Raw genomic sequence first — 21,066 nt, 5'->3', positions numbered from 1 at the left:
CTTATTTTACATGGGGCTTATACGTGTCTGTATTTACCACAGCCTTTAATTCCTGTAAGATGCTGTATAGACCAAAGTTGGTGCGGTTTACATAAATAAAGTGCTTAACACCCCTTGCTTGTTTAAATTCGGGCATTTTAGAGATCTTTTCACCATACAGGTAAAGTTGGTTAAAGAAGTAAGGATTGTCGAAGTTAAATGTTTTATGGGTATACGGCATTGCAAATAAGGAGATCATTTCCCGGTATGCTTTATGGTAAAACTCAATCTGGTCATTGGTGTCATTTGGAAGGATCATCTCCAGTTTACGAAACGCTTCAATGGTTTTTTCCTGATCATGGATCACATCTGTGGAGATCAGGGAGAAAAAAGGGTAGTAAAAATCATCAGGCATTTCTTTAATACACCCAAAATCAATTACACCTAATTTTTCATCTGGTGTAATCAGAAAATTTCCAGGGTGCGGATCGGCATGGACTGCCCTTAATTCATGCTGTTGAAAATTATAAAAGTCCCACAGTGCTTGTCCGATCTTATTGCGCAGTTCCTGTGAAGGGTTTGTTTTTAAGAATTCTTTCAGATGCTTTCCATCGATCCAGTCCATAGAAATAATTCTTTTTCCGGACAGTTCGGGATAATAAGTAGGAAATACCACATGATCAAGATCTTTACAGGCTTCAGAAAATTCAATAGAACGCCTAACTTCAAGCTCATAATCGGTTTCTTCCAGTAAACGTTCTTCAACTTCTTTAATGTATATGTTCAATTCCTTTTCGCTCATTCCCAATAGCCGGAATGCAAAAGGCTTAACGAGCTTAAGATCTGAGGAAATACTATCTCCAACACCTGGATATTGAATTTTAACAGCTAACTTTTTTCCGTTTAATTCAGCGGTATGGACCTGGCCTATAGATGCAGCATTGCTGGAATGCAGATTAAATTTATCATAGATCTGGTCCGGTGTCTTTCCAAAGTTTTTGGTAAATGTCCGTACAATTAGCGGACCTGATAATGGCGGAGCGTTATACTGTGACTGGGTAAATTTGTCTACATAAGATTTAGGGAGGATATTTTTATCCATGCTCAGCATTTGCGCAATTTTTAGCGCACTGCCCTTTAACTCACTTAACGATTTATAAATATCGGTAGCATTGTCTTCATTCAGCTCATCCCTGTTCATTTGTGGATTAAACAGTTTCTTGGAGTAGTGCTTGATGTAATTTCCACCAATCTGGAAACCTGTTTTAACAAATTTAGCAGATCGCTGTGATTTGGTAACCGGGATACTATTTTGCTCTTTCATGCAGTTCTAAAGCCCCATCTTTTCTCTAAATTTCCCATTTCTGGATAGAAACTTACCGTAGTCAAGCAAATTATCGATTGGCGAATGCTGAAAGAGATCGAACGTTACATTGATCCCTTTCTCTATGGCTTCATCTGTTTTCTCAAATCCGGTACTATCATCATGAACCCAAAATTTGACTATAAATGCAAATTGCAGCCATACTGCATCCTTATACCGTTTGCTCAAGAACTTTCTTTGTGCCAGCTCTCCGCTTTCCAGTCCGTCATTGATCACATCATCTGCAAAATGTTCGAATATGGGTTTAACGCCTGAAAGGACATCAGGTGTATTCAAGCTATTCTTTGCAGACTTTAAGCTGTATATGATGAAACTTCTCTGTTTTTTGAGTACTTCAACGTAGCTGTAGAAAAAAGCAAGGATCTTATCCCGTGATGAATACTCTGCCCACACTTCCTGCTGTTGAAGCGTATCAATGGTTTCAACCGTCATCTCTACCCAAATGGTTTTTTCTATGCTCTCAAATGATGCATAGAACTCATAGAATTCGGATTCCGAGATCTTTAATTTTTTAACAAAGCTATAAACGGATTTAGGTTTTTCATCGTGTGTTAATACATAATCGATGTAGCCATTTTTAATTTGCTGAGCAGTTGCCATTTCTTTTTATTTATATAACGTGTAAGTAATCTGCTTGTTTTACAGAGTACTTAAAGTTAAGACATTATTTAATCATCTTTTTGTAATAATCCAAGGCGATGTTTTCTAAGCGTGTCTTTTGCAATATCATAACCGGCATCTGCATGTCTGATCACGCCCATTGCCGGATCATTGTGCAATACACGTTTTATCCGCGCCTCGGCGTCAGCTGTTCCATCTGCAACGATCACCATGCCGGCATGTATGGAATAACCGATGCCTACACCGCCGCCATGGTGCAGGGATACCCAGCTTGCCCCGCCTGCAGTGTTGATAAGGGCATTTAAAACAGGCCAGTCTGCAATTGCATCAGAGCCATCAAGCATCGCTTCTGTTTCACGGTTTGGCGATGCAACAGAGCCGGTATCTAAATGATCGCGGCCGATAACAAGGGGTGCTTTTACTTTCCCTTCTGCAACAAGTTTATTAAATGCTACTCCGGCCTTTTCCCTTTCACCCTGACCAAGCCAGCAGATCCTTGCAGGGAGGCCCTGGAAAGCAATGCGTTCCTGCGCCATCATGATCCACTGTTTCAGGCTTTCGTTCTCAGGAAACAGTTCGATGATCAACCGGTCTGTTTCATAAATATCCTGTGGATCGCCACTTAGTGCAGCCCACCTAAAGGGTCCTTTTCCTTCGCAAAAAAGGGGGCGTATGTAAGCGGGTACAAAACCTGGAAAGTCAAACGCATTTTTAACACCGGCCTCGAGTGCACGGCCGCGCAGGTTATTCCCATAGTCAAACGTAATGGCACCGCGTCTTTGCAGTTCAAGCATGTACTGCACATGCTTTGCCATAGTAGCATAAGCCAATGCGATATATTTTTCGGGATCTTTATTTCTAAGATCATTGGCATCCGCAACGCTTAATCCTTCTGGAAAATATCCGATCAGGGGATCATGCGCCGAGGTTTGGTCTGTTAAGGTATCCGGAATGATATTCCGGTCTGTTAGGCGCTGCAGGAGGTCTACCGCATTACAAACCACCCCAATAGATCTTGCTTTTCCTTCTTGCTTATATTGCAGGGCACGGTCTATCGCAATATCAATATTAAATTCAATTTCATCAATGTAGCGTGTTTCCAGTCTTTTGCAGATGCGCCACTCTTCAACTTCGGCTGCAAGGCAAACTCCTTTATTCATGGTTATGGCCAAAGGCTGTGCCCCGCCCATGCCACCGAGTCCGGCGGTAACATTTAAAGTATACTGCAGATTTCCATTAAAATGTTTTTTAGCCAATGCGGCATAAGTTTCGTACGTGCCCTGAACAATACCCTGAGATCCGATATAGATCCATGAGCCAGCAGTCATCTGTCCGTACATGATGAGGCCTTTATCTTCCAATTCATCAAAATGCTGCTGTGTGGCCCATTTTGGAACCAGTTGTGAATTAGAGATCAATACCCGTGGTGCATCTTTATGGGTAGGCAATATGCCTACAGGTTTTCCGGATTGGATGAGCAGTGTTTCATTTTCCTCCAAACTTTGAAGTGCCTTAATGATCAATACCAGTGCTTCCTTGTTTCGTGCCGCTTTTCCACGGCCACCATAAACAATGAGTTCTTCTGGCCGCTCCGCCACATCGGGATCGAGGTTATTTAAGAGCATGCGTAAGGCTGCTTCCTGCACCCAGCCTTTGCAGCTCAAAACATTGCCTGTTGGCGTTTGTTTTTTGCTGAGATCTAAGTTTAAATCCATCATGACTGTTATATATTGGTAATGTTATTAAACAAATGTATAGAATAATATATAATTGACTAGTTTTGCATCAAGTTGAGACGTAAACAAGCACATATCCATAAATTTCTGGCAATCTCATTGCTGTTGGTATTTGCCATTGCGCTCACGCCTTTTAGCGCATTTCATCATCATAATGATGAACCTAAGTGTGCTAAAGAGGGTTATACGTGTACACATAAATCTCATATTGGTAATCATGCAGAAAAATGCCTGGTCTGTGCCATGCATTTTGAGAAAAACTATACGTATTCTTCCTATCATTACCAGTTATTCGAACAATTAAGCCATAATACAATTGGCACAGCTGCAGTTAGCGGCACCTATTCTGAATTAATCAGTTTAGCGCTCAGGGGTCCTCCTGTAGTTTAATCTATTTTCTTTCTAAGGGAGCATGGCTCCTTAACCCAAATTTATAATTCTATTATGAACCCGTTCATTCGTGGTTCATGATTATTCACACAAATAAAATCTAATGAAAAAGATCCATCTTTTACTAATCATATTATTATATACATTTTTTTCTGTACGTAGTTTTGCTGCCGGACTTGCGGAATTTAAGGGAAAGGTTATTGACGCTGAAACCCAGGCCCCATTGGCAGGAGCAACCATTTATATTACAGATCTAAAAGCAATAACGAATACCAATGCACAAGGAGAGTTTATACTTAAAAATGTTCCTTCTAAGGGGCGGTTTTTACTGGAAGTACGTTATATAGGCTATAAAACACATTCCCAATATATTGATCTTGCTAACCCGGTTTCGATCAGCGTTGCATTGGAAACCTCCATCATTGAAAGTGCTGAAGTGGTGATCACTGGTTCTCCGTTTAGTTCTAATAATAAGACAAACAGTCTTTCTGTAGTTTCTATTGGAAAGGATAAGATAGCCCAATCCGGAGGAACAAACTTAATCGATGCGGTTTCAAAGGTACCGGGTATTTCACAAGTTAGTACAGGCGGGGCGATCTCTAAACCTGTAATACGTGGCTTAGGTTATAACCGGGTCCTTACCATGGTTGATGGTGCAAGAGAAGAAGCACAGCAATGGGGAGATGAGCACGGTATCCAGGTTGATCAGTTTTCTGCCGCCCGCATAGAGATACTAAAGGGTCCGGCAAGTTTACTTTATGGTTCAGATGCACTTGGTGGTGTTATTAATATTATTGATGATATTGTTCCTGCCCCGGGAGATTTTAACGGTAGCTTTACTTCAACCTATAGCACAAATAGCGGATTAACAGCTTCTTCATTGATGCTGCAGGGTAATGATAACGGTTTTGTTTACCGCGGACGCGCATCTTATAAGAATGCGTTTGGCTTTGGCTATAAAGATGCAATTGTTCCAAATTCAGGGTTTAATGAATTTAACCTGAATGGGATGGTTGGCCTAAACAAAAGCTGGGGTTATTCGCACCTGAGCTTTTCACGTTTCAATACCAATATTGGACTTGTTGAAGAAGGGCCGGATGACGCAGGGAATTACCTGAATGAGGATGGCGATGTAATTTCCAGATCACAGGCAAAGGACCGGAAATTAGGACTTCCTTTTCAAAATATCAACCATTACAGGGCAGCACTAAACAGTAACTTTATTCTTGGTGAAGGACAGCTGAAAACTACTTTTGCCTATCAGAAAAACCTGCGCAAAGAGTTCGAAGAAAGTATGGACGAAGCAGGGTTAAATCTGGATCTAAGTTCGTACACCTATGATCTGAAATATTATTTCCCTAATGCAGGGAAATGGGAACCTGCCATTGGTGTTCAGGGAATGTACCAGAAGAATGTCAATGAAGGAGATGAATTTCTGATCCCCGATTATAGCAGTAATAATATCGGTGCCTTTGCTTACCTAAAACGTAATTTTGAAAAAGGTGCCATCAACATAGGTGCACGCTATGATTATAAGAAGATAGAAGGTAAGGATCTGAACTTTGATGGGGAAGAGGTTTTTAATGGCTTTAATAATAAGTTCTCTAATGTTTCCGGATCATTGGGATTTGCCTTTGAGATTGCTAAGAACCTCGTGTTAAAAGGTAATGCTGGTTCTGGTTTCAGGGCACCAAATATTGCAGAACTCGGCGCTAATGGCCGTCATGAAGGAACGTTCCGATATGAAATAGGTAACAGCAATCTGAAACAGGAGACCAGTTTACAGTTTGATCTTGGGCTGGAATACACTGCTCAGCAGGTTACTTTTGGACTAAATGCCTATGCCAACCATATTTATAATTACATTTATCCGGGAAATTTCAATAACGAGACCATTGATACAGAAAATGAAAACGGTAGTGTAGAAACCTTACCGGTATATCGTTTTGTACAGACAGACGCACAACTATATGGCGGAGAGGCTTCTGTAGATTTTCATTTGATCAAATCTTTACATTTCGAGAATTCATTTGCTTATGTTAAAGGGATTAACCGTGCTGATGATCAGCCTTTACCATTTATTCCTGCTGCAACCATTAGCAATGAGCTACGTTTTGAACCTGTTGTAAAAGGCCTTTCAGATACCTATATTAAAGTTGGCGTAAGCAATGTTTTAAAACAAGCGCGTTTTGATTCATTTGAAACCCAAACCAACGGTTATACGTTGCTGGATGCAGGATTCGGGACGAGTATACAGACTAAAAATGGTAAGTTCAATGTTTGGGTTACCGGACAGAACCTATTGAATAAGGAATATTACAACCACCTGAGCCGGTATAAGCCAGCAGGTATTTATAATCCGGGAAGGAACGTTACTTTTGGAATCAATGTGCCTTTTATGTAAGGTATATTAACAGCTGATTAAGAGGTTTTTTTAATTTTATGTCATAAGAACCCGGTCCTGATTCTTTGAGATCCTGATTTTTTGAATGTCATAAATTTAAAAGAGCCTCTTTTTTTGCATGAAGGTAATTGTTGAAGCAACGTCTGCAGACATGAGCCGGTCCGCATCATTAAACGAAACCACCTCTCTATATGCGTTTATCAGTTCATCAATTCGTATGGATGATCTAAGCGGCTTTCTAAGATCCAGTGCTTGTGCTGCGGTTAATAACTCGATAGCCAGAATACGTTCTAGGTTGTTTAATACCCTTAAGCATTTTGTAGCTGCGTTAGCCCCCATGCTTACATGATCTTCCTGCCCATTGCTGGAAACAATACTATCTATGGATGCAGGACTGCACAATTGCTTGTTTTCACTGGCAATGGAAGCCGCAGTATATTGTGCGATCATCAACCCTGAATTTAATCCCGCATTTTTAACCAGGAATGGAGGCAGACCACGCTGTCCTGAGATCAGCTGGAAAGTACGGCGTTCTGATATGGAGCCAAATTCTGACAGTGCCAGGCATAGAAAATCTAAAGTAAGTGCCAAAGGCTGTCCGTGAAAATTGCCGGCAGAAATGATCCGGTCTTCATCAGGGAAAATGTTCGGGTTGTCGGTTACCGAATTGATCTCTGTTTCGAATACAGATTGAATGTAACGGATGCTGTCTTTGCTTGCGCCGTGCACCTGTGGAACACAGCGAAAGGAATAAGGGTCCTGTGTTTGTTTCCCGGGTTGATCAATCAGCTCGCTTCCTTTAAGCCAGCTGCTGATGCTTTCTGCGGTTTGAATTTGTCCGGCATGCGGACGGATCAAATGACTAAGCGGGTGAAAAGGGTCTATCCGGCAATCAAAGCTATCTATAGCAACTGCTGCAATGGCATCTGCCCATAAAGCAAGCTCATTGGATTTAATTAAGCAATAAACGCCATATGCACTCATAAATTGGGTGCCGTTTATTAATGCAAGGCCTTCCTTAGACTTTAACGTAAGCGGCTGCCAACCCAGTTCTTTATATAACTCTTTTGTGCTCGTTCTTTGCCCTTTATACCTAACTTCTGCTTCGCCAATTAAAGGTAATGCGAGATGTGCAAGAGGTGCCAGATCACCGGAGGCGCCTAATGAACCTTGTGTATAAATTACCGGAAGAATATCGTGGTTGTAAAAGTCTACCAGCCGCTGTATGGTTTCAAGCGCTATTCCGGAATGTCCATAACTCAGGGATTGTATCTTAAGCAGCAGCATCAGTCTGACAATTTTCTCAGGAACTTCTTCGCCGGTGCCACAGGCATGAGATAAAAGCAGGTTATGCTGGAGCTGAGATAACATTTGGTCTTCAATTTTTACGTGCTGTAAATAACCGAAACCTGTATTTATCCCATAAATGGGTTCATCGTGATTCGCCAGCTTGTCATCGAGGTATCTTCTGCACTTTTCTATTCTTTCAATAGCGATATCTGATAATCTTATCGCCGTCTGTTCCGTAATAATTTTAGAGATCAGGTTAAGGTCTAACCTTTCAATTCCAATCAGATAAGTACCCATTCTCAGTTTATATTTTAACAAAAATATAAATAATGCTTAAGTTTAGAACTTTCAATACCCATTTATTGTTCTCTTTAAAAATTAACTATGTTTAAGAAACTATTACGCGTTGCTCTTGTTTCGCTTTGCACTTTATCTACTGCCTTCGCTCAAAAAGCAGACACATTATCGATTACCCTTGAGAATGTAAAATACGATTACCCTGTAAAATTTTTCCCGGTAACGACAGAAGGTCAGGATTTGCGTATGGCCTATATGGACATTGCCCCAACACAGCTTGCCAATGGTAGAACGGTAGTTCTTTTTCATGGAAAGAATTTTGGTGGTTACTACTGGAAAGATGTGATCAAAGCGTTAACGAGCAGAGGTTTTAGGGTAGTGGTTCCGGATCAGATCGGGTTTGGTAAATCATCAAAAGCATTTATCCACTACAGCTTTCATCAAATGGCGCGCTGGAATAAAGCGTTGCTTGATACACTGGGTATTAAAAAAGCAAATATCCTGGGGCACTCCATGGGTGGAATGCTTGCCACGCGTTTTGCATTGATGTATCCGGAAGTTACAGAAAAGCTATTGTTAGAGAATCCTATCGGTTTAGAAGATTACCGCAATTTTGTTCCATACGTAAGTACAGAACAACAGTATAAAACAGAATTGAAGTCTACTATAGAAAGCGTTAGAAAATATTATCAAAGCTCCTACTTTACCGTATGGAAGCCTGAATACGAAACTTTGGTTAATGTTGCTGGGGGGGTAACTTTTAGTGCTGATTTTCCACGGTATGCAAAGATTGCTGCCATGACATTTACCATGATCTATGAGCAGCCCGTTGTTTATGAGTTTTATAATATAAAGGTTCCAACCGTTCTGTTCATTGGCAAGCAAGACCGTACCATTGTTGGCAAGGGGCTTTTAACACCTGATCAGCAGGCTATCCATGGCTTGTATAATATTTTAGGTAAACAGACTGCTGCTAAGATTCCAGGAGCGAAAATCATAGAGTTTGAAGGCTGTGGTCACATTCCGCACATTGAGATCCCGACAGAATTTACTGTGGCCCTATTGGGAAGTTTATAAATGCTTTAAGTTCACGGAATGTTCCAGGAGCTTAAAGCATTTTGCAGTACTTAGATCATGCTTTTTGTTGTACCGGGTCCTGTAGAAATGTTTGTGCTAATATTTCATATAACTCCGGATGTTTCTTTTTGAACTGATCGGGTTTTTCAAAGAAATACTCAGAAACCACAGCAAAGAATTCTGCTTCATTGGTAATGGCATAAGGGTTAATGTCTGATTTTCCCTTTTCAATGCGCTGCATTTCCTGATGGACCATTTTTATCCATGGTAATGTATATTCATGTTTCATGAGGTTTTCAGGAATGCCATCCGTTGCCCCATCAGATTTATCCAGCAGGTGAACAAACTCGTGGATACCTGTATTTTCTTTATCTGCTGCATTTGAGAATCCAAGTAACAAGGCAGATCTGGATAAGATCATTTGCCCATTCATATAGCCTTCTCCAACCATGCCCATAATTTGCCGTTCAGCACCTTCAAACTGGAAGTCTTTATTGAAGGTGTCTGGATAAAGCAAAACGTTTGTTAAGTTATTGTATTTCCACTTGTCAAATCCAAATATTGGAATAATAGCACTTGAAGCAACTAAGAGTCTATCCAATGGACCAATAACGATACCAACCCCTTCTATGCGGATATAACTGAGAAAAGTTGCGATCTTATTTTCAAAAGTTACTTTCTTTTGCTCATCAAGTTCACGGTAAAAGTGAACATAGTCTGATAAGATCTTTTTATCAGAGCTGGTTAATATCACATTGTTCTTTGAACGGGATTGATAACCCCTGTATATGTAAAAAGCCACAATGACAAACAGGGTGATCAGGATGTATGACATGCTTAAGCCTCCAGGATCTCCAATTGTGTAATTACCTGTTCCTGTGTAACCGGATAGTCAATATCATTAACAATGCTTTGGTAAATGGCTTCAAATAACGGCAGATAGCTGCCTCTTAAAGAAGGAACCGGATGAACAGTTTTGTTTCCTTGCTCATCAATCAAGGTAAGTTTTCCGGCTGTACCTTCAGCTTCGAATCCATATGCTTCATCATTAAGCTTCATTCCTTTTAGCAGTTGCTCTTCCTGACCGTCGGCCCTAACCTTTTGTAAAGATCCGTCGGTACCATTTAACACAAAAGCAGGAAGGGCATCAACAACCAGCATATTCGAATGCACAAATACATTGACACTGTCCGGATAACTCAGGTGAATAGAGAAGTAATCATCCACTTTAGTATCCTTGCGGTTCTTTCCTAAAATTTTATGGAATGATTCTGGTTTACCAAAAATACTTATTGCCTGATCCAGAAGATGCGGTCCAAGGTCGTACATCAAACCGCTTGCTGCTATTGGTTCTTCCTTAAATAGTTTAATACCAATGGTTGCACGGTATCGGTCATATCGAAAATGAACTTCATTGAGCTTGCCCAATTTGCCGCTTTCAATAATCTGTCGTACCGCAGTAAAGTCGCTGTCCCATCTTCTGTTCTGGTAAAAGAAGATCTTTTTACCTACCTGTTCGGCCAGGCTAAATAATTCCTTTGCTTCAGCAGATGTTGCTGTAAAAGGCTTTTCAACCAATATATGTTTGCCCGCATTTAATGCCTTTACAGCGTAATCAAAATGCGTGTAATTTGGGGTATTGATGATCATGAGTTCAATGGCTTCATCATCAAAAAGCTCATCCAGCGTGTTGTAGCTGATTATCCCGGGATAATCGTTCTTTGCATTTTTTTGATTTCGTTCCGTTATTGCATGTAATTTAAAGCCGGGATGCGCATGTATAAAAGGCGCATGAAAAACTTTCCCAGACATACCATAGGCCATTAAGCCTGTTACGATTTCTTTGTTCATAGGCTAAAAATAGTAAATCACTTTACTAAACGCTACATTTTATTGCAATAAAGCTTCTTTCGTAATTGTATCTTTGTATCATGAAACCTGCAGAAACACATGCAAAATGGAAAGTCTTACAGCAAAAGATTGCTCATGAATTTGATTCAGATATCCCCGATCTTAAGGTTGTTCTTTTTTTAATTGGTGTACAGGAACTTGGAAAAGGACCAGGGAAGTACAGCAAGCGACAGAAAGAAGAACTGATGCATATTGCTACCTGCAGATTATTAAGTGAAATGGGTTTCTATGAATTAGAAGGTCTTGACCAGGATGGATGGCCGCATTGGAACCTGGTAAAACCTGTGCCTTCTTTTGCAATGATGGAACAGGAACTTCTCCTAAAATCACTTGCTATACACTATTTTGAAGATATCTATGGCGAAGAAAGCGGTAGTAATTCAGAAAGTATTTAGAGAACGTTTATAGAACATTCAGAAAGTGTCCCCGGAGCGTTAGAAAAACGTTGAGAACGTTATAAGTTGAGAATATCGTAAAAACTACGTCTAATAAAAAACCCGATACACATGGTGTACCGGGTTTTGTTTTTTATAGGTAGATGATATAGATTATTTTCCTTGAGCCTGGGCTTCTTTTTTCAATTGGTCATTGGCAACAATTACTACCTCAACCCTACGGTTGGCAGATCTTCCGTCTTCAGTTGCATTATCAGCAATTGGCTCAGAGAATCCTTTACCTAAAGTGATCAAACGTGATGAAGGAACACCTTGTGAAACGGCATAAGCTTTAACTGCAGCGGCTCTTCTTTCAGAAAGCCCCATGTTATAAGATTCTGTACCTTTATTATCTGTATGACCTATGATCTTAATATCCGTTCCAGGATATTGATTTAATGAGCTTGCTAGTGACTGAACATTAGTTTTAGCCTGTGCTGTTAAGTCTGCTTTGTCAAAGCCAAATAGAATACCACTATCAAATTTTACAATGATACCTTCACCTTCACGGATCACTTCTGCATTCGGAATTGCATTCTGGATTTCTGCGGCTTGTTTATCCATTCTTTTTCCAATAAATCCACCAGCTGTACCACCTACAGCAGCACCAATTACAGCACCTACTGCAGTATTACCTGCTTTTTTACCAATAATAGCACCAATTACACCACCGGCAGCAGCACCGATACCTGCGCCTTTTTGTGTTTTTGTTAAACTATCGCATCCTTGAAATGCCATTGCACCAATTGATAATGCTATACTAAATGTTGCTATTTTAAATTTTGAAGTAATCATAATATTTTTATTTATTTACATCCGGTGTTAATCAAACGTAGTGCCAGTTTTAGCCTTTTGTATTTTTATTGTTGCAAATAATGAATTTAGCCAGCGCACATAAGATCAAAGGACATTAAAGATCCTTTGAGGGCGACTAAAATTCAGTACAATTGTTTTATTTTAAAATTTGATTTTATTCTGAGAAATAGGCTTCCAGTTCTTTTAATGTATTCTCATCCGTATGAAAATCTTTAATCACAATACCTTTCTCTAACAGAATGATCCGGTCGCACACGTCAGTAACGTGGTTTAAATCATGACTGGAAATTAATGTGGTCATTGTACGTTCTGTTTTTAATGTTTTTATCAGGGTTTTTAATCTGATCTGTGTAGTAGGGTCAAGATTTGCAAAGGGCTCATCCAGCACTAAGAACTCCGGATCCTGCATCAATGCAGCAGCAATTCCAATCTTATTCTGATTGCCCTTGCTAAAATCGCGGATATACTTGCCGCTATTTAAGATCTCACCATTAAAAAAATCAGCATACTTTGCCAGGTATGCTTTTACATCAGCTATGCTTAAATCGTGCAGGCTTCCTATAAATGTGAAATACTCTTCCGGAGTTAAATAATCGATCAGGAAACCCTCATCTAAAAATGATGCGGTATAGTTTTTCCAGGCGTCGCTCTGCATTACATTTTCTCCCTTTGATAAGATCGTACCTTGTGAAGGGCGAATCAGATCCAGAAGCATACGGAAAAAGGTAGTTTTACCGGCACCATTATTACCGACCAAACCAATAGTTTCTCCTTGTTGAATTTGTATGTTCTCAATATTTACAACAGTTTTACCGCCATAAATTTTCTGTAAATTGTTAACTTCTAAAATCATAATTATTCTCTATAACCCTCAGACATTTTATATCGTTGTTGTTCAAATCTTTTGGTAATATAATTTACCCAAAACCCACGCATCAGCAGCATGATCAATCCAAATGCAGAAAGAACCATTAGACCTACATAAGGCATATTTAATGCCCCAAAAGGTAAATAAATTAGAATAGGCGTTAATGCATATGGCAGAACAAGAATCCATTGCGTTGCTCCCATACCCTGGTAATTAAAGCTTGCACTTTTTGTAATGTCTAATCTTTTATAGTTCATGGTGCCCAAATACAGGACAACTACGATTCCGAACCCTACATTATACAGATAGGTAGCTACATGAAGCAATAGTAATTTAGGACTTAAAAACCCATAAAAGCTGGCCAGTATAGTTACCAGCGTACATGCGATGGTGAACAACAGGAATTTGGCCTTTATAAAATCTTTAAAATTGATCTTATTGCTCAGTAAACCATCAAAGTGCGTGCTCTGCCATGCAAATAAGAATTGTCCGTAGGTGATGATAAAGATACCTGTCATAAAGATTGCGCCGAACATCATCTTCCCGAACTCATTCCCGGCAATGGCCTTTTCTTTGTAAAAGATGAAGCCGTATAACAGGAACAAAAATCCAAGCATTGCTGTTGAGCGCGACCGTTTATGCCGCAGAATTAATTTTAATTCTAAGGCTGCAAGGACACCGACCTTTCCAAAGCGGTTTAAAAACGCATAATCTGTACTAACCTTTTTCTCTTGTGCCGTACTTAGTTCTTCTACATATAAGTTCTTGCGCAGGTAGGTTGAGTTGATTGTAAAAATCCCGAATGCAGCTGCAGTAAAGATCAGACCTAAGTAGGGCTGAGCAGCAATTGAGCCGAAAATGGCATCAGATGCTTTCATAATAGAAATCACTTTGTAATATTCCAGCGCAGCAAACGCAGCAAGAACACCCAGACCAATAACAGTATATATGATGTTAGAAATGGATTTTCTTTTAATGTATAATACAAGGTAGTTGTTAAACACCATGATAGACAGGATGGCTACAATGTACATCAGCGTAGTCAGGCCGCCGTATGCCGATAGTATATGGATAAAGCAGAATGGCAGAAAAATAAAGAACGGCCAAAGGTTAAATGCAGAAAACATGGCCTTTGCATTCAGAAACTGGATGATCTTCCGTTTTGGAACTTTAAGGTGCAGGTAAGGAATGATGCTTAATGTTGGCAGCTCCTGCAGCTGCATCCGCATTAAAAAATCAAAGGCAAAGTAGTATAAGATTAAACCATTAAAGCTGGTAATGGCATCCTGGTCTTTAAATATCTTTGGTAGAAAACTGGCCATCCCGAATCCAATAGCCAGGGCAATTGCTAGAAAATAAAGCATAAAAAAGCCGAGTACGACTTGTGCAGCTATGCTGCCTCCTTTATTTCGGGAGCGCCAAAATGACTTTTGTTGATGGCTTAAAAAGGTTTTTAGCATATCAGGTATTAGTAGTTATTCTTTATTTGTTTATTAGGATTGGATATTTTTGCTTTTGTTACATCAATATCCATATTTGTCCTTCCAGTTGTGCCTGAGTTTTTCCCTCATTTTTTCTTCTGCGGCATTTTTACCAGGGTCATAAAGTTTGGTTCCGCTAAGTTCATCCGGAAAATATTCCTGCGCAGAGAAATTTCCGGCATAACCGTGAGCGTATTGATAATCTTTCCCATAGCCAATGTTCTTCATCAGTTTGGTGGGCGCATTTCTGATGTGTAGCGGGACGGGCAGGTTTCCAGTTTGTCTTACTAACGCCTGCGCCTGGTTGATGGCTTCGTAAGAAGCGTTGCTTTTTGCTGAACTGGCCAGATAAGTTACGCACTGGGATAAAATGATCCGGGCTTCCGGATAGCCAATGACATTGACTGCGGTAAAGCAGTTGTTTGCCAATAGCAAAGCATTCGGGTTTGCGTTTCCAATGTCCTCAGAGGATAAGATCAATAATCTGCGGGCAATAAAGAGCGGGTCTTCACCCCCTTCAATCATTCTTGCCAGCCAGTATACCGCAGCATTGGGGTCACTTCCGCGTATAGATTTAATAAATGCAGAAATAATGTCGTAATGCTGCTCTCCGGCCTTATCATATAAGGCTAGGTTTTGCTGGGCATGTGCCAATACATTTTCATTGGTCAACACAATTTTATTGCCGCCAATTCCATTTACAGCAATCTCTAAAACATTTAATAACTTCCTGGCGTCACCACCAGATAAACGGATCAGCGCTTCATGCTCCTTAATGGTAATCTTCTTTTCTTTAAGCACAACATCCTGTTTGATGGCCGTTTGCAGCAAGCCGGAAAGTTCGGTTTCGTCCAATGATTTAAGAATGTAAACCTGGCATCTGGAAAGCAAAGCAGAGATGACCTCAAAAGAAGGATTCTCTGTGGTTGCCCCTATTAAAGTGACTAATCCACGTTCAACCGCACCAAGTAAGCTATCTTGCTGAGATTTGCTAAACCGATGAATCTCATCTATAAATAGGATGGGAAGCCCCATCAGGCTATTTTTAAGCTGTGCTGCCCTGTCAATAACCTCTCTAATATCCTTTACACCAGAATTGATGGCGCTTAAATTAAAGAACGGACGGTCCAGTGTTTGCGATATGATATATGCGAGCGTAGTTTTTCCAACTCCCGGCGGACCCCAAAAGATCATTGATGGAAGCTGACTGCTTTGTATCGCTTTTCTTAATACAGCCTCTGGCCCCACCAAATGTTTTTGCCCAACATACTCATCGAGATTTTGGGGGCGCATACGTTCAGCTAAAGGAGGGAGGTTCTGCATAAAGTAAAGATATGAATTTTACTTAGGTTTCTTTTTCCAGAATTTTCGTTTTTGATCGGTTTTTGGACGACCTACAGATGATGCTGCAGAAGCAGTTTCTGAAGGTGCTTCGCCCAGATGCTCAGGTAAAGGCATGCGGTCAATCTTCTTATCTATCAGTTTTTCAATGTTTGCAAACTTACGCTTGTCCTTGTCATTTACAAGGGTAATCGCGGTGCCTGTAGTGGCAGCCCTTGCCGTTCTTCCAATCCGGTGAATATAATCTTCAGGATCATGCGGAACATCAAAGTTAATGACCAAACTGATTCCTTCAACATCTATGCCTCTTGAAAGAACATCTGTACCTATCAACACAGGAACTCTTCTATTCTTAAATTCAAGTAAAATGCTCTCCCGTTCTTTTTGGTCGAGATCAGAATGAAATGCTTCAGCTTTAAAACCAAGTCCGCGGAATACTTTACCTAATGTTTTTACTTTATCTTTTGTGGAGGCAAAGATCAGGATACTCGGATATTCCACATTTTTCATGAGTTCAGTAAGCAATTTTACTTTTTGTTCATCATGAACGATATAGGCTTGCTGGTTAATACCGGCAGCGGGTTTTGAAATCGCAATACTGATCTGTTCCGGATTGTGCAGTAGTTTACCTGCCAATGTTCTAATCTTAGGTGGCATAGTTGCAGAGAAAAGAACAGTTTGCCTCTTTTCAGGCAAAAAGCTAACAATGCGCATAATATCGTCATAGAAACCCATGTCCAGCATTCTGTCTGCCTCATCAAGAACAAGGTGCTGAAGCTGATCCAGCTTTAAAAGTCCGGAAGACAGGTGAGAGATCAAACGGCCAGGTGTTGCAATGATAATATCCACACCTTCGCGCATGGAGCGTTTTTGCTGTTCATACGCAATACCATCGCCACCACCATATACGGTTAATGAGCTGATATTTGTAAAATAGGACAAAGCCTCTACCTGCAAATCTATTTGTTGGGCCAGTTCTCGGGTGGGAGCCAGGATCAGGGTATTGTTGTGTCGTTCCTCAGTTCCGGCAATCATGTTCATGATTGGCAAAAGATAGGCTCCTGTTTTTCCTGTTCCTGTCTGAGCGCAGGCTATTAAATCTTTTTTATCTAGAATTAGTGGGATGGCTTCCTGCTGAATGGGCGTTGCATTGCGAAACCCCATTGCCAATAATCCTTCAAATAGTTCCGGGTTAAAATTAAAATCTTTAAAATCCAATTACTTCTATGTTGTTAGTTTTACCGTATAAAAGTACCCTTTTTATTTTGTTTTATTCTTATCTGCGTAACCAAATACTTTTTGCAGAAGTGTGGTAGAGCGGGCCCCGATATTATCCCTGATCTTAAGCTCTTCCTGTGCAACCTGGATAAACATTCCTTCTATCGCTTTTTGAGCTACATAGTCAGACAGATCCGTTGAAACTGGTTTTACCAATGGGATCTTATTGTATTGGCTGGCAGCATCGCCCCAATACTTGGTAGCCCCAACTTTAGTAAGGCTGCTTGAAATAACCGGTTTAAATTTTTCCATGAGCTGAGACGTAGTTACTCTTTTAAAATAAGTGGTTGCGGCATCCTTATTTCCAAGAAGAATATTGGTGGCATCGGCAATGGTCATTTGCTTAATGGCTGAGATAAATATAGGTTTTGCTTCTTTGGCGGCATCTTCGGCAGCCCGGTTTAGACTGGTAATTACATTATCTGCCAGTGAGCCAAATCCGATAGTACGCAAGGTTTTTTCTACTTTCTGAGCTTCGGGTGGAAAAAGGATCTTTACAGCCAGGTTTCCTAAAAAGCCGTCTTTAGCAGAAAGCTGATCTGCCCCGTTCGAAGTACCGATCTCTAGTGCCTGCTTAATTCCAAGTCCGATCTCAGCCGTGGTAGGATTACCACCTGCAGGAATTTGTTTCAGTATATCACCTATGCGGGCCTGGCTTTGAACATCACAGCTATTCAGTAAAAAGCATGCAATTAGCGGCAGGCAAAGAAGTCTTATATTTTTCATTATTGTTTTTCCGATGAAGATAACAAAACTTCGGCCATGTTTGGCTTTGATCGGGCATATTTAAGAAATTCGGTACAGTATCAAAAAATATTTTTATACTTGAGCAAATTATGTTTTAGATCCCTTGAAGTTTATAAAGAATAATGCCAAAATACAGGAGCAGGATGATGCTGCTTTAATAACCGGGTATAAAGCCACAGGCGACCTGGAAGTATTGGGCGTGCTTTATAACAAATATATGCACCTCGTATTTGGAGTTTGCTTAAACTATCTGAAAGATGAAGAGCAAAGCAAGGATGCGGTTATGCAGATCTTTGAAGAGCTGGTGCTAAAGCTTAAAGTTCATGAGGTTAAGAACTTCAAAAGCTGGCTTCATGTATTGTCCCGCAATTACTGTTTAACGATCCTTCGTAAAAATTCGAAGTACAAAACCATTTCATTGGAAGATAGTTTTGTGGAAAACACAGATTTTGTGCATCTTGATATGGATGATACAAAGGAGACTAAGCTTACGGTCATGGAAAAGTGCATGGAAACCCTTTCTGAAGAGCAGCGCATCAGTGTAGATTTGTTTTATTTGCAGGAGAAATGTTATAAGGAAGTGTCAGATCTTACCGGTTATGATATGCTTAAAGTAAAAAGTAGTATTCAGAACGGTAAAAGGAACTTAAAAATTTGTATAGAAAAGAACAGTGGTGAATAATGATTGGTTAGATATAGCAGTTTTAGAAGATTATCTCGATGGTAAGCTTGATTCTAAAGCCATGAACAGGGTAGAGCGTGAAGCGCTTGAAGATCCTTTTGTGGCAGAAGCGTTGGCAGGCTTGAGTGCGTCGCCCAAGCGGTCGCTGGAATCTATTTCCCTGCTTCAGAAACAGCTGCACGATCGCATTGCAACTCAGCAAACGTCTAAAAAAACTGCTGTAATTACCTGGCAGCGTTTAAGTATCGCTGCAACAGCTGCAGTATTGTTTATATCGGTTGGTATTATGTTCTGGATGAAACAGGTTAACTATCAGCAAGCAGTGGCAAACCGCCCTAAAAAAGTGGATGTGGTAATTGCTCCTTTGCCGTTAGACAGTGGCGTAAAAGAAGCAGCGGTTATTGCTGCGGCTAAATTGCCAGAAAATAATGCGTCTTCGTCAGCAGATCATACAGCGGTTGCAGTTGATCAGGCAATTCGTGCGGCTAAAGAAAATAGTTATGCGGTAAATTCAAAAAAGAATGCAGTTCGTGCCAATGAGACTAGATCTGCATACGTTGAAAATAGCTTAGCAGATAAAGAGACTAAGGTTGCGGCAGCTACTGAAATTAAATCGAACAGTCTGAATGAGGTTGTCGTTGTTGCTTTTGGAACATCTGCCAGGAAAGAATCTGTTGGTTCCGTATCGGTGATGCGTGCAGCTGAGCAGCCGGTAAAAAATGGAATTGCCGGCAAAGTTGTTGAGCAATATAATGGTGAGCCAATACCTGGCGTTACAGTTACCTTGAAAGGTACAAATACTAGCGTACAAACAAATAGCCAGGGTGAATTTCTAATTACTATTGATACTGCTCTTAAAGCTCCTGTCTTGGTGGCAAGTTATATTGGATTTACAAAAGCAGAGGCATTGGCAAAGAAATCGGGGAGTCAGCTTTTAACGATCATGATGCAGGAAGATGGAAATTCGCTAAATGAGGTTGTGGTAACTAGCCAGTCCTCTGATGTTGCAAAAGCACTTGCAGGCAACGTTTCAGGTATATCTGTACAAGGCAGGGTTCCCGCTAAGGAACATGATAAGTTTGATGATTATCTGAATAAGAACAACCGTTATGCTAAAGCACCAAAGATTGGAAGATCTGTATTCTTAAATTTTACACTGGATAAAAGAGGCCATCCTGAAAATATTAAAGTGATCAGCGGAATTGACGATAAATACAATGCAGAAGCAATCAGATTGGTGCAGGAAGGTCCGAAATGGAAAAAGCTGCCTAAATCAGCAGCTTCTTCCAGTATTTCTGTTAAGATAGATTTTTAAAAGAACAGATGAATAATGCCGTAAACGATTGCGGCCAAAGTAGCAGAAACAGGGATCGTTAAAACCCATGCCCATAATAAGCTAACAGTAACACCCCAGCGAACTGCAGAAACCCTTTTTAATAAACCAACGCCGACAATAGATCCGGTAATGGTATGGGTAGTAGATACAGGGATACCAAAATGTTCTGTAATGCCCAGTGTTACCGCACCGGCAGCTTCAGCAGCTACACCTTCAAAAGCATTTACTTTTGTGATCTTGGAACCCATTGTTTTAACAATTTTCCAGCCACCGCTCATGGTGCCCAACGCAATAGCAGCGTAACATGAGATCGGAATCCATTCGGGCATTTTATCTCCGGTTTGTAATACATTAGATGCGACCATAGCTACATAGATGATACCCATAACCTTTTGGGCATCATTACCACCATGCGTAAAGCTTAAAGCAGCAGAAGATACGAGTTGTAACCTTTTAAACCATTTTTCTGCAACGGAAGGACGAGCGTTCTTCGAAATATGAAGAATAATAATGGAAATAACCACAGAGATCACCATACCAATAACTGGTGCCAGAACAATAAATGCAACCACTTTCAAAATTGGCGCTAAATTGATGGCCGACATTATATTTACACCTAAGGAAGCAGCCTTAGCCATACCTGCGCCAGCAAAGCCGCCAATCAGGGTATGCGAAGAGCTGGACGGAATTCCGAACCACCAGGTAAATAAGTTCCACATAATTGCAGCAATCAGACCGGCAAGGATTACCTCAAGGGTAATGAAGTTTTCCAATACTGTTTTAGCAATGGTATTGGCAACTTTATGATCTGTAAAATAGAAGTATGCTGCAAAATTAAACAATGCAGCCCAGAGCACAGCCTGGAAAGGAGATAATACTTTTGTAGATACGATGGTAGCAATAGAATTTGCAGCATCGTGGAAGCCGTTAATATAATCAAACGCAATTGCCAGGACAATTACAACAACCAATAAGGTAGTTACCATTTTTTTAA

General features: G+C 40.4%; 19 protein-coding genes. 6 read left to right on the top strand and 13 right to left on the bottom strand.

Annotated features, from left to right (window positions below; all coding sequences use genetic code 11):
* Position 1 precedes the first annotated feature (1 nt).
* From ATK78_RS07200 to hutU, 3 genes are all read right to left on the bottom strand, one after another.
* On the bottom strand, positions 2–1,303 hold the full coding sequence (locus tag ATK78_RS07200; RefSeq protein WP_133575422.1) for an ABC1 kinase family protein: 1,302 nt from the start codon (positions 1,301–1,303) through the stop codon (positions 2–4).
* 6 nt (positions 1,304–1,309) lie between these two features.
* Positions 1,310–1,963, bottom strand: a complete 654-nt coding sequence (locus tag ATK78_RS07195; protein ID WP_133575421.1) for a TetR family transcriptional regulator C-terminal domain-containing protein — start codon at positions 1,961–1,963, stop codon at positions 1,310–1,312.
* 68 nt (positions 1,964–2,031) lie between these two features.
* Positions 2,032–3,702 (bottom strand): urocanate hydratase, encoded by a 1,671-nt coding sequence (hutU, locus tag ATK78_RS07190; protein WP_208112324.1) that lies wholly within the window; start codon positions 3,700–3,702, stop codon positions 2,032–2,034.
* Between the two features lie 72 nt (positions 3,703–3,774).
* On the opposite strand from hutU, the gene ATK78_RS07185 reads away from it, so the two are divergent.
* Entirely contained in the window at positions 3,775–4,110 is a 336-nt protein-coding gene (locus ATK78_RS07185; RefSeq protein WP_133575420.1) for a hypothetical protein, read from the top strand.
* Positions 4,111–4,213: 103 nt separating this feature from the next.
* Complete coding sequence (locus ATK78_RS07180) at positions 4,214–6,514, top strand: TonB-dependent receptor (protein WP_133575419.1); 2,301 nt, start codon at positions 4,214–4,216, stop codon at positions 6,512–6,514.
* A 96-nt stretch (positions 6,515–6,610) separates the two neighbouring features.
* On the opposite strand, the gene hutH is transcribed toward ATK78_RS07180, so the two are convergent.
* Positions 6,611–8,101, bottom strand: coding sequence for a histidine ammonia-lyase (gene hutH, locus ATK78_RS07175; protein ID WP_133575418.1), 1,491 nt, complete (start codon positions 8,099–8,101; stop codon positions 6,611–6,613).
* 87 nt (positions 8,102–8,188) lie between these two features.
* On the opposite strand from hutH, the gene ATK78_RS07170 reads away from it, so the two are divergent.
* Positions 8,189–9,178 (top strand): alpha/beta fold hydrolase, encoded by a 990-nt coding sequence (locus tag ATK78_RS07170; protein WP_133575417.1) that lies wholly within the window; start codon positions 8,189–8,191, stop codon positions 9,176–9,178.
* 55 nt (positions 9,179–9,233) lie between these two features.
* Here the strand turns inward: ATK78_RS07170 and ATK78_RS07165 are convergent, their stop codons facing one another.
* Complete coding sequence (locus ATK78_RS07165; protein ID WP_133575416.1) at positions 9,234–10,013, bottom strand: M90 family metallopeptidase; 780 nt, start codon at positions 10,011–10,013, stop codon at positions 9,234–9,236.
* A gap of 2 nt (positions 10,014–10,015) precedes the next feature.
* On the bottom strand, positions 10,016–11,029 hold the full coding sequence (locus ATK78_RS07160) for a Gfo/Idh/MocA family oxidoreductase (RefSeq protein ID WP_133575415.1): 1,014 nt from the start codon (positions 11,027–11,029) through the stop codon (positions 10,016–10,018).
* 80 nt (positions 11,030–11,109) lie between these two features.
* Between ATK78_RS07160 and ATK78_RS07155 the strand changes: the two genes are divergently transcribed.
* Positions 11,110–11,484, top strand: a complete 375-nt coding sequence (locus ATK78_RS07155) for a hypothetical protein (RefSeq protein WP_133575414.1) — start codon at positions 11,110–11,112, stop codon at positions 11,482–11,484.
* Positions 11,485–11,637: 153 nt separating this feature from the next.
* On the opposite strand, the gene ATK78_RS07150 is transcribed toward ATK78_RS07155, so the two are convergent.
* From ATK78_RS07150 to ATK78_RS07125, 6 genes are all read right to left on the bottom strand, one after another.
* On the bottom strand, positions 11,638–12,318 hold the full coding sequence (locus ATK78_RS07150; protein WP_133575413.1) for an OmpA family protein: 681 nt from the start codon (positions 12,316–12,318) through the stop codon (positions 11,638–11,640).
* A 175-nt stretch (positions 12,319–12,493) separates the two neighbouring features.
* Complete coding sequence (locus tag ATK78_RS07145; protein ID WP_133575412.1) at positions 12,494–13,192, bottom strand: ABC transporter ATP-binding protein; 699 nt, start codon at positions 13,190–13,192, stop codon at positions 12,494–12,496.
* 2 nt (positions 13,193–13,194) lie between these two features.
* A complete protein-coding gene (locus ATK78_RS07140) occupies positions 13,195–14,667 on the bottom strand; it encodes a DUF5687 family protein (protein WP_133575411.1) in 1,473 nt (490 codons plus the stop codon).
* 63 nt (positions 14,668–14,730) lie between these two features.
* Positions 14,731–16,011 (bottom strand): replication-associated recombination protein A, encoded by a 1,281-nt coding sequence (locus ATK78_RS07135; RefSeq protein ID WP_133575410.1) that lies wholly within the window; start codon positions 16,009–16,011, stop codon positions 14,731–14,733.
* An 18-nt stretch (positions 16,012–16,029) separates the two neighbouring features.
* The gene (locus ATK78_RS07130; RefSeq protein ID WP_208112323.1) at positions 16,030–17,247 is read right to left on the bottom strand and encodes a DEAD/DEAH box helicase; all 1,218 of its coding nucleotides are present in this window, start codon (positions 17,245–17,247) and stop codon (positions 16,030–16,032) included.
* Between the two features lie 42 nt (positions 17,248–17,289).
* The gene (locus ATK78_RS07125; RefSeq protein ID WP_133575409.1) at positions 17,290–18,033 is read right to left on the bottom strand and encodes a DUF4197 domain-containing protein; all 744 of its coding nucleotides are present in this window, start codon (positions 18,031–18,033) and stop codon (positions 17,290–17,292) included.
* Between the two features lie 124 nt (positions 18,034–18,157).
* Here ATK78_RS07125 and ATK78_RS07120 point away from each other — a divergent pair, with 124 nt between their 5' ends.
* Positions 18,158–18,736 carry an RNA polymerase sigma factor gene (locus tag ATK78_RS07120; RefSeq protein ID WP_133575408.1) on the top strand — a complete coding sequence of 193 codons (579 nt, stop codon included), beginning with the start codon at positions 18,158–18,160 and terminating at the stop codon, positions 18,734–18,736.
* A complete protein-coding gene (locus tag ATK78_RS07115) occupies positions 18,729–20,051 on the top strand; it encodes a carboxypeptidase-like regulatory domain-containing protein (protein WP_133575407.1) in 1,323 nt (440 codons plus the stop codon). The genes ATK78_RS07120 and ATK78_RS07115 overlap by 8 nt, the downstream gene beginning before the upstream one ends.
* Here the strand turns inward: ATK78_RS07115 and ATK78_RS07110 are convergent.
* Positions 20,048–21,058: an inorganic phosphate transporter gene (locus ATK78_RS07110; protein ID WP_133575406.1), complete on the bottom strand. Its 1,011-nt coding sequence runs from the start codon at positions 21,056–21,058 to the stop codon at positions 20,048–20,050. The two genes, ATK78_RS07115 and ATK78_RS07110, sit on opposite strands and share 4 nt — an antisense overlap.
* Positions 21,059–21,066: the final 8 nt, after the last annotated feature.

This window comes from Pedobacter metabolipauper (genome assembly GCF_004362715.1).
Taxonomy (GTDB): Bacteria; Bacteroidota; Bacteroidia; order Sphingobacteriales; family Sphingobacteriaceae; genus Pedobacter; species Pedobacter metabolipauper.
This window is presented reverse-complemented; position numbering and strand designations above follow the sequence as displayed.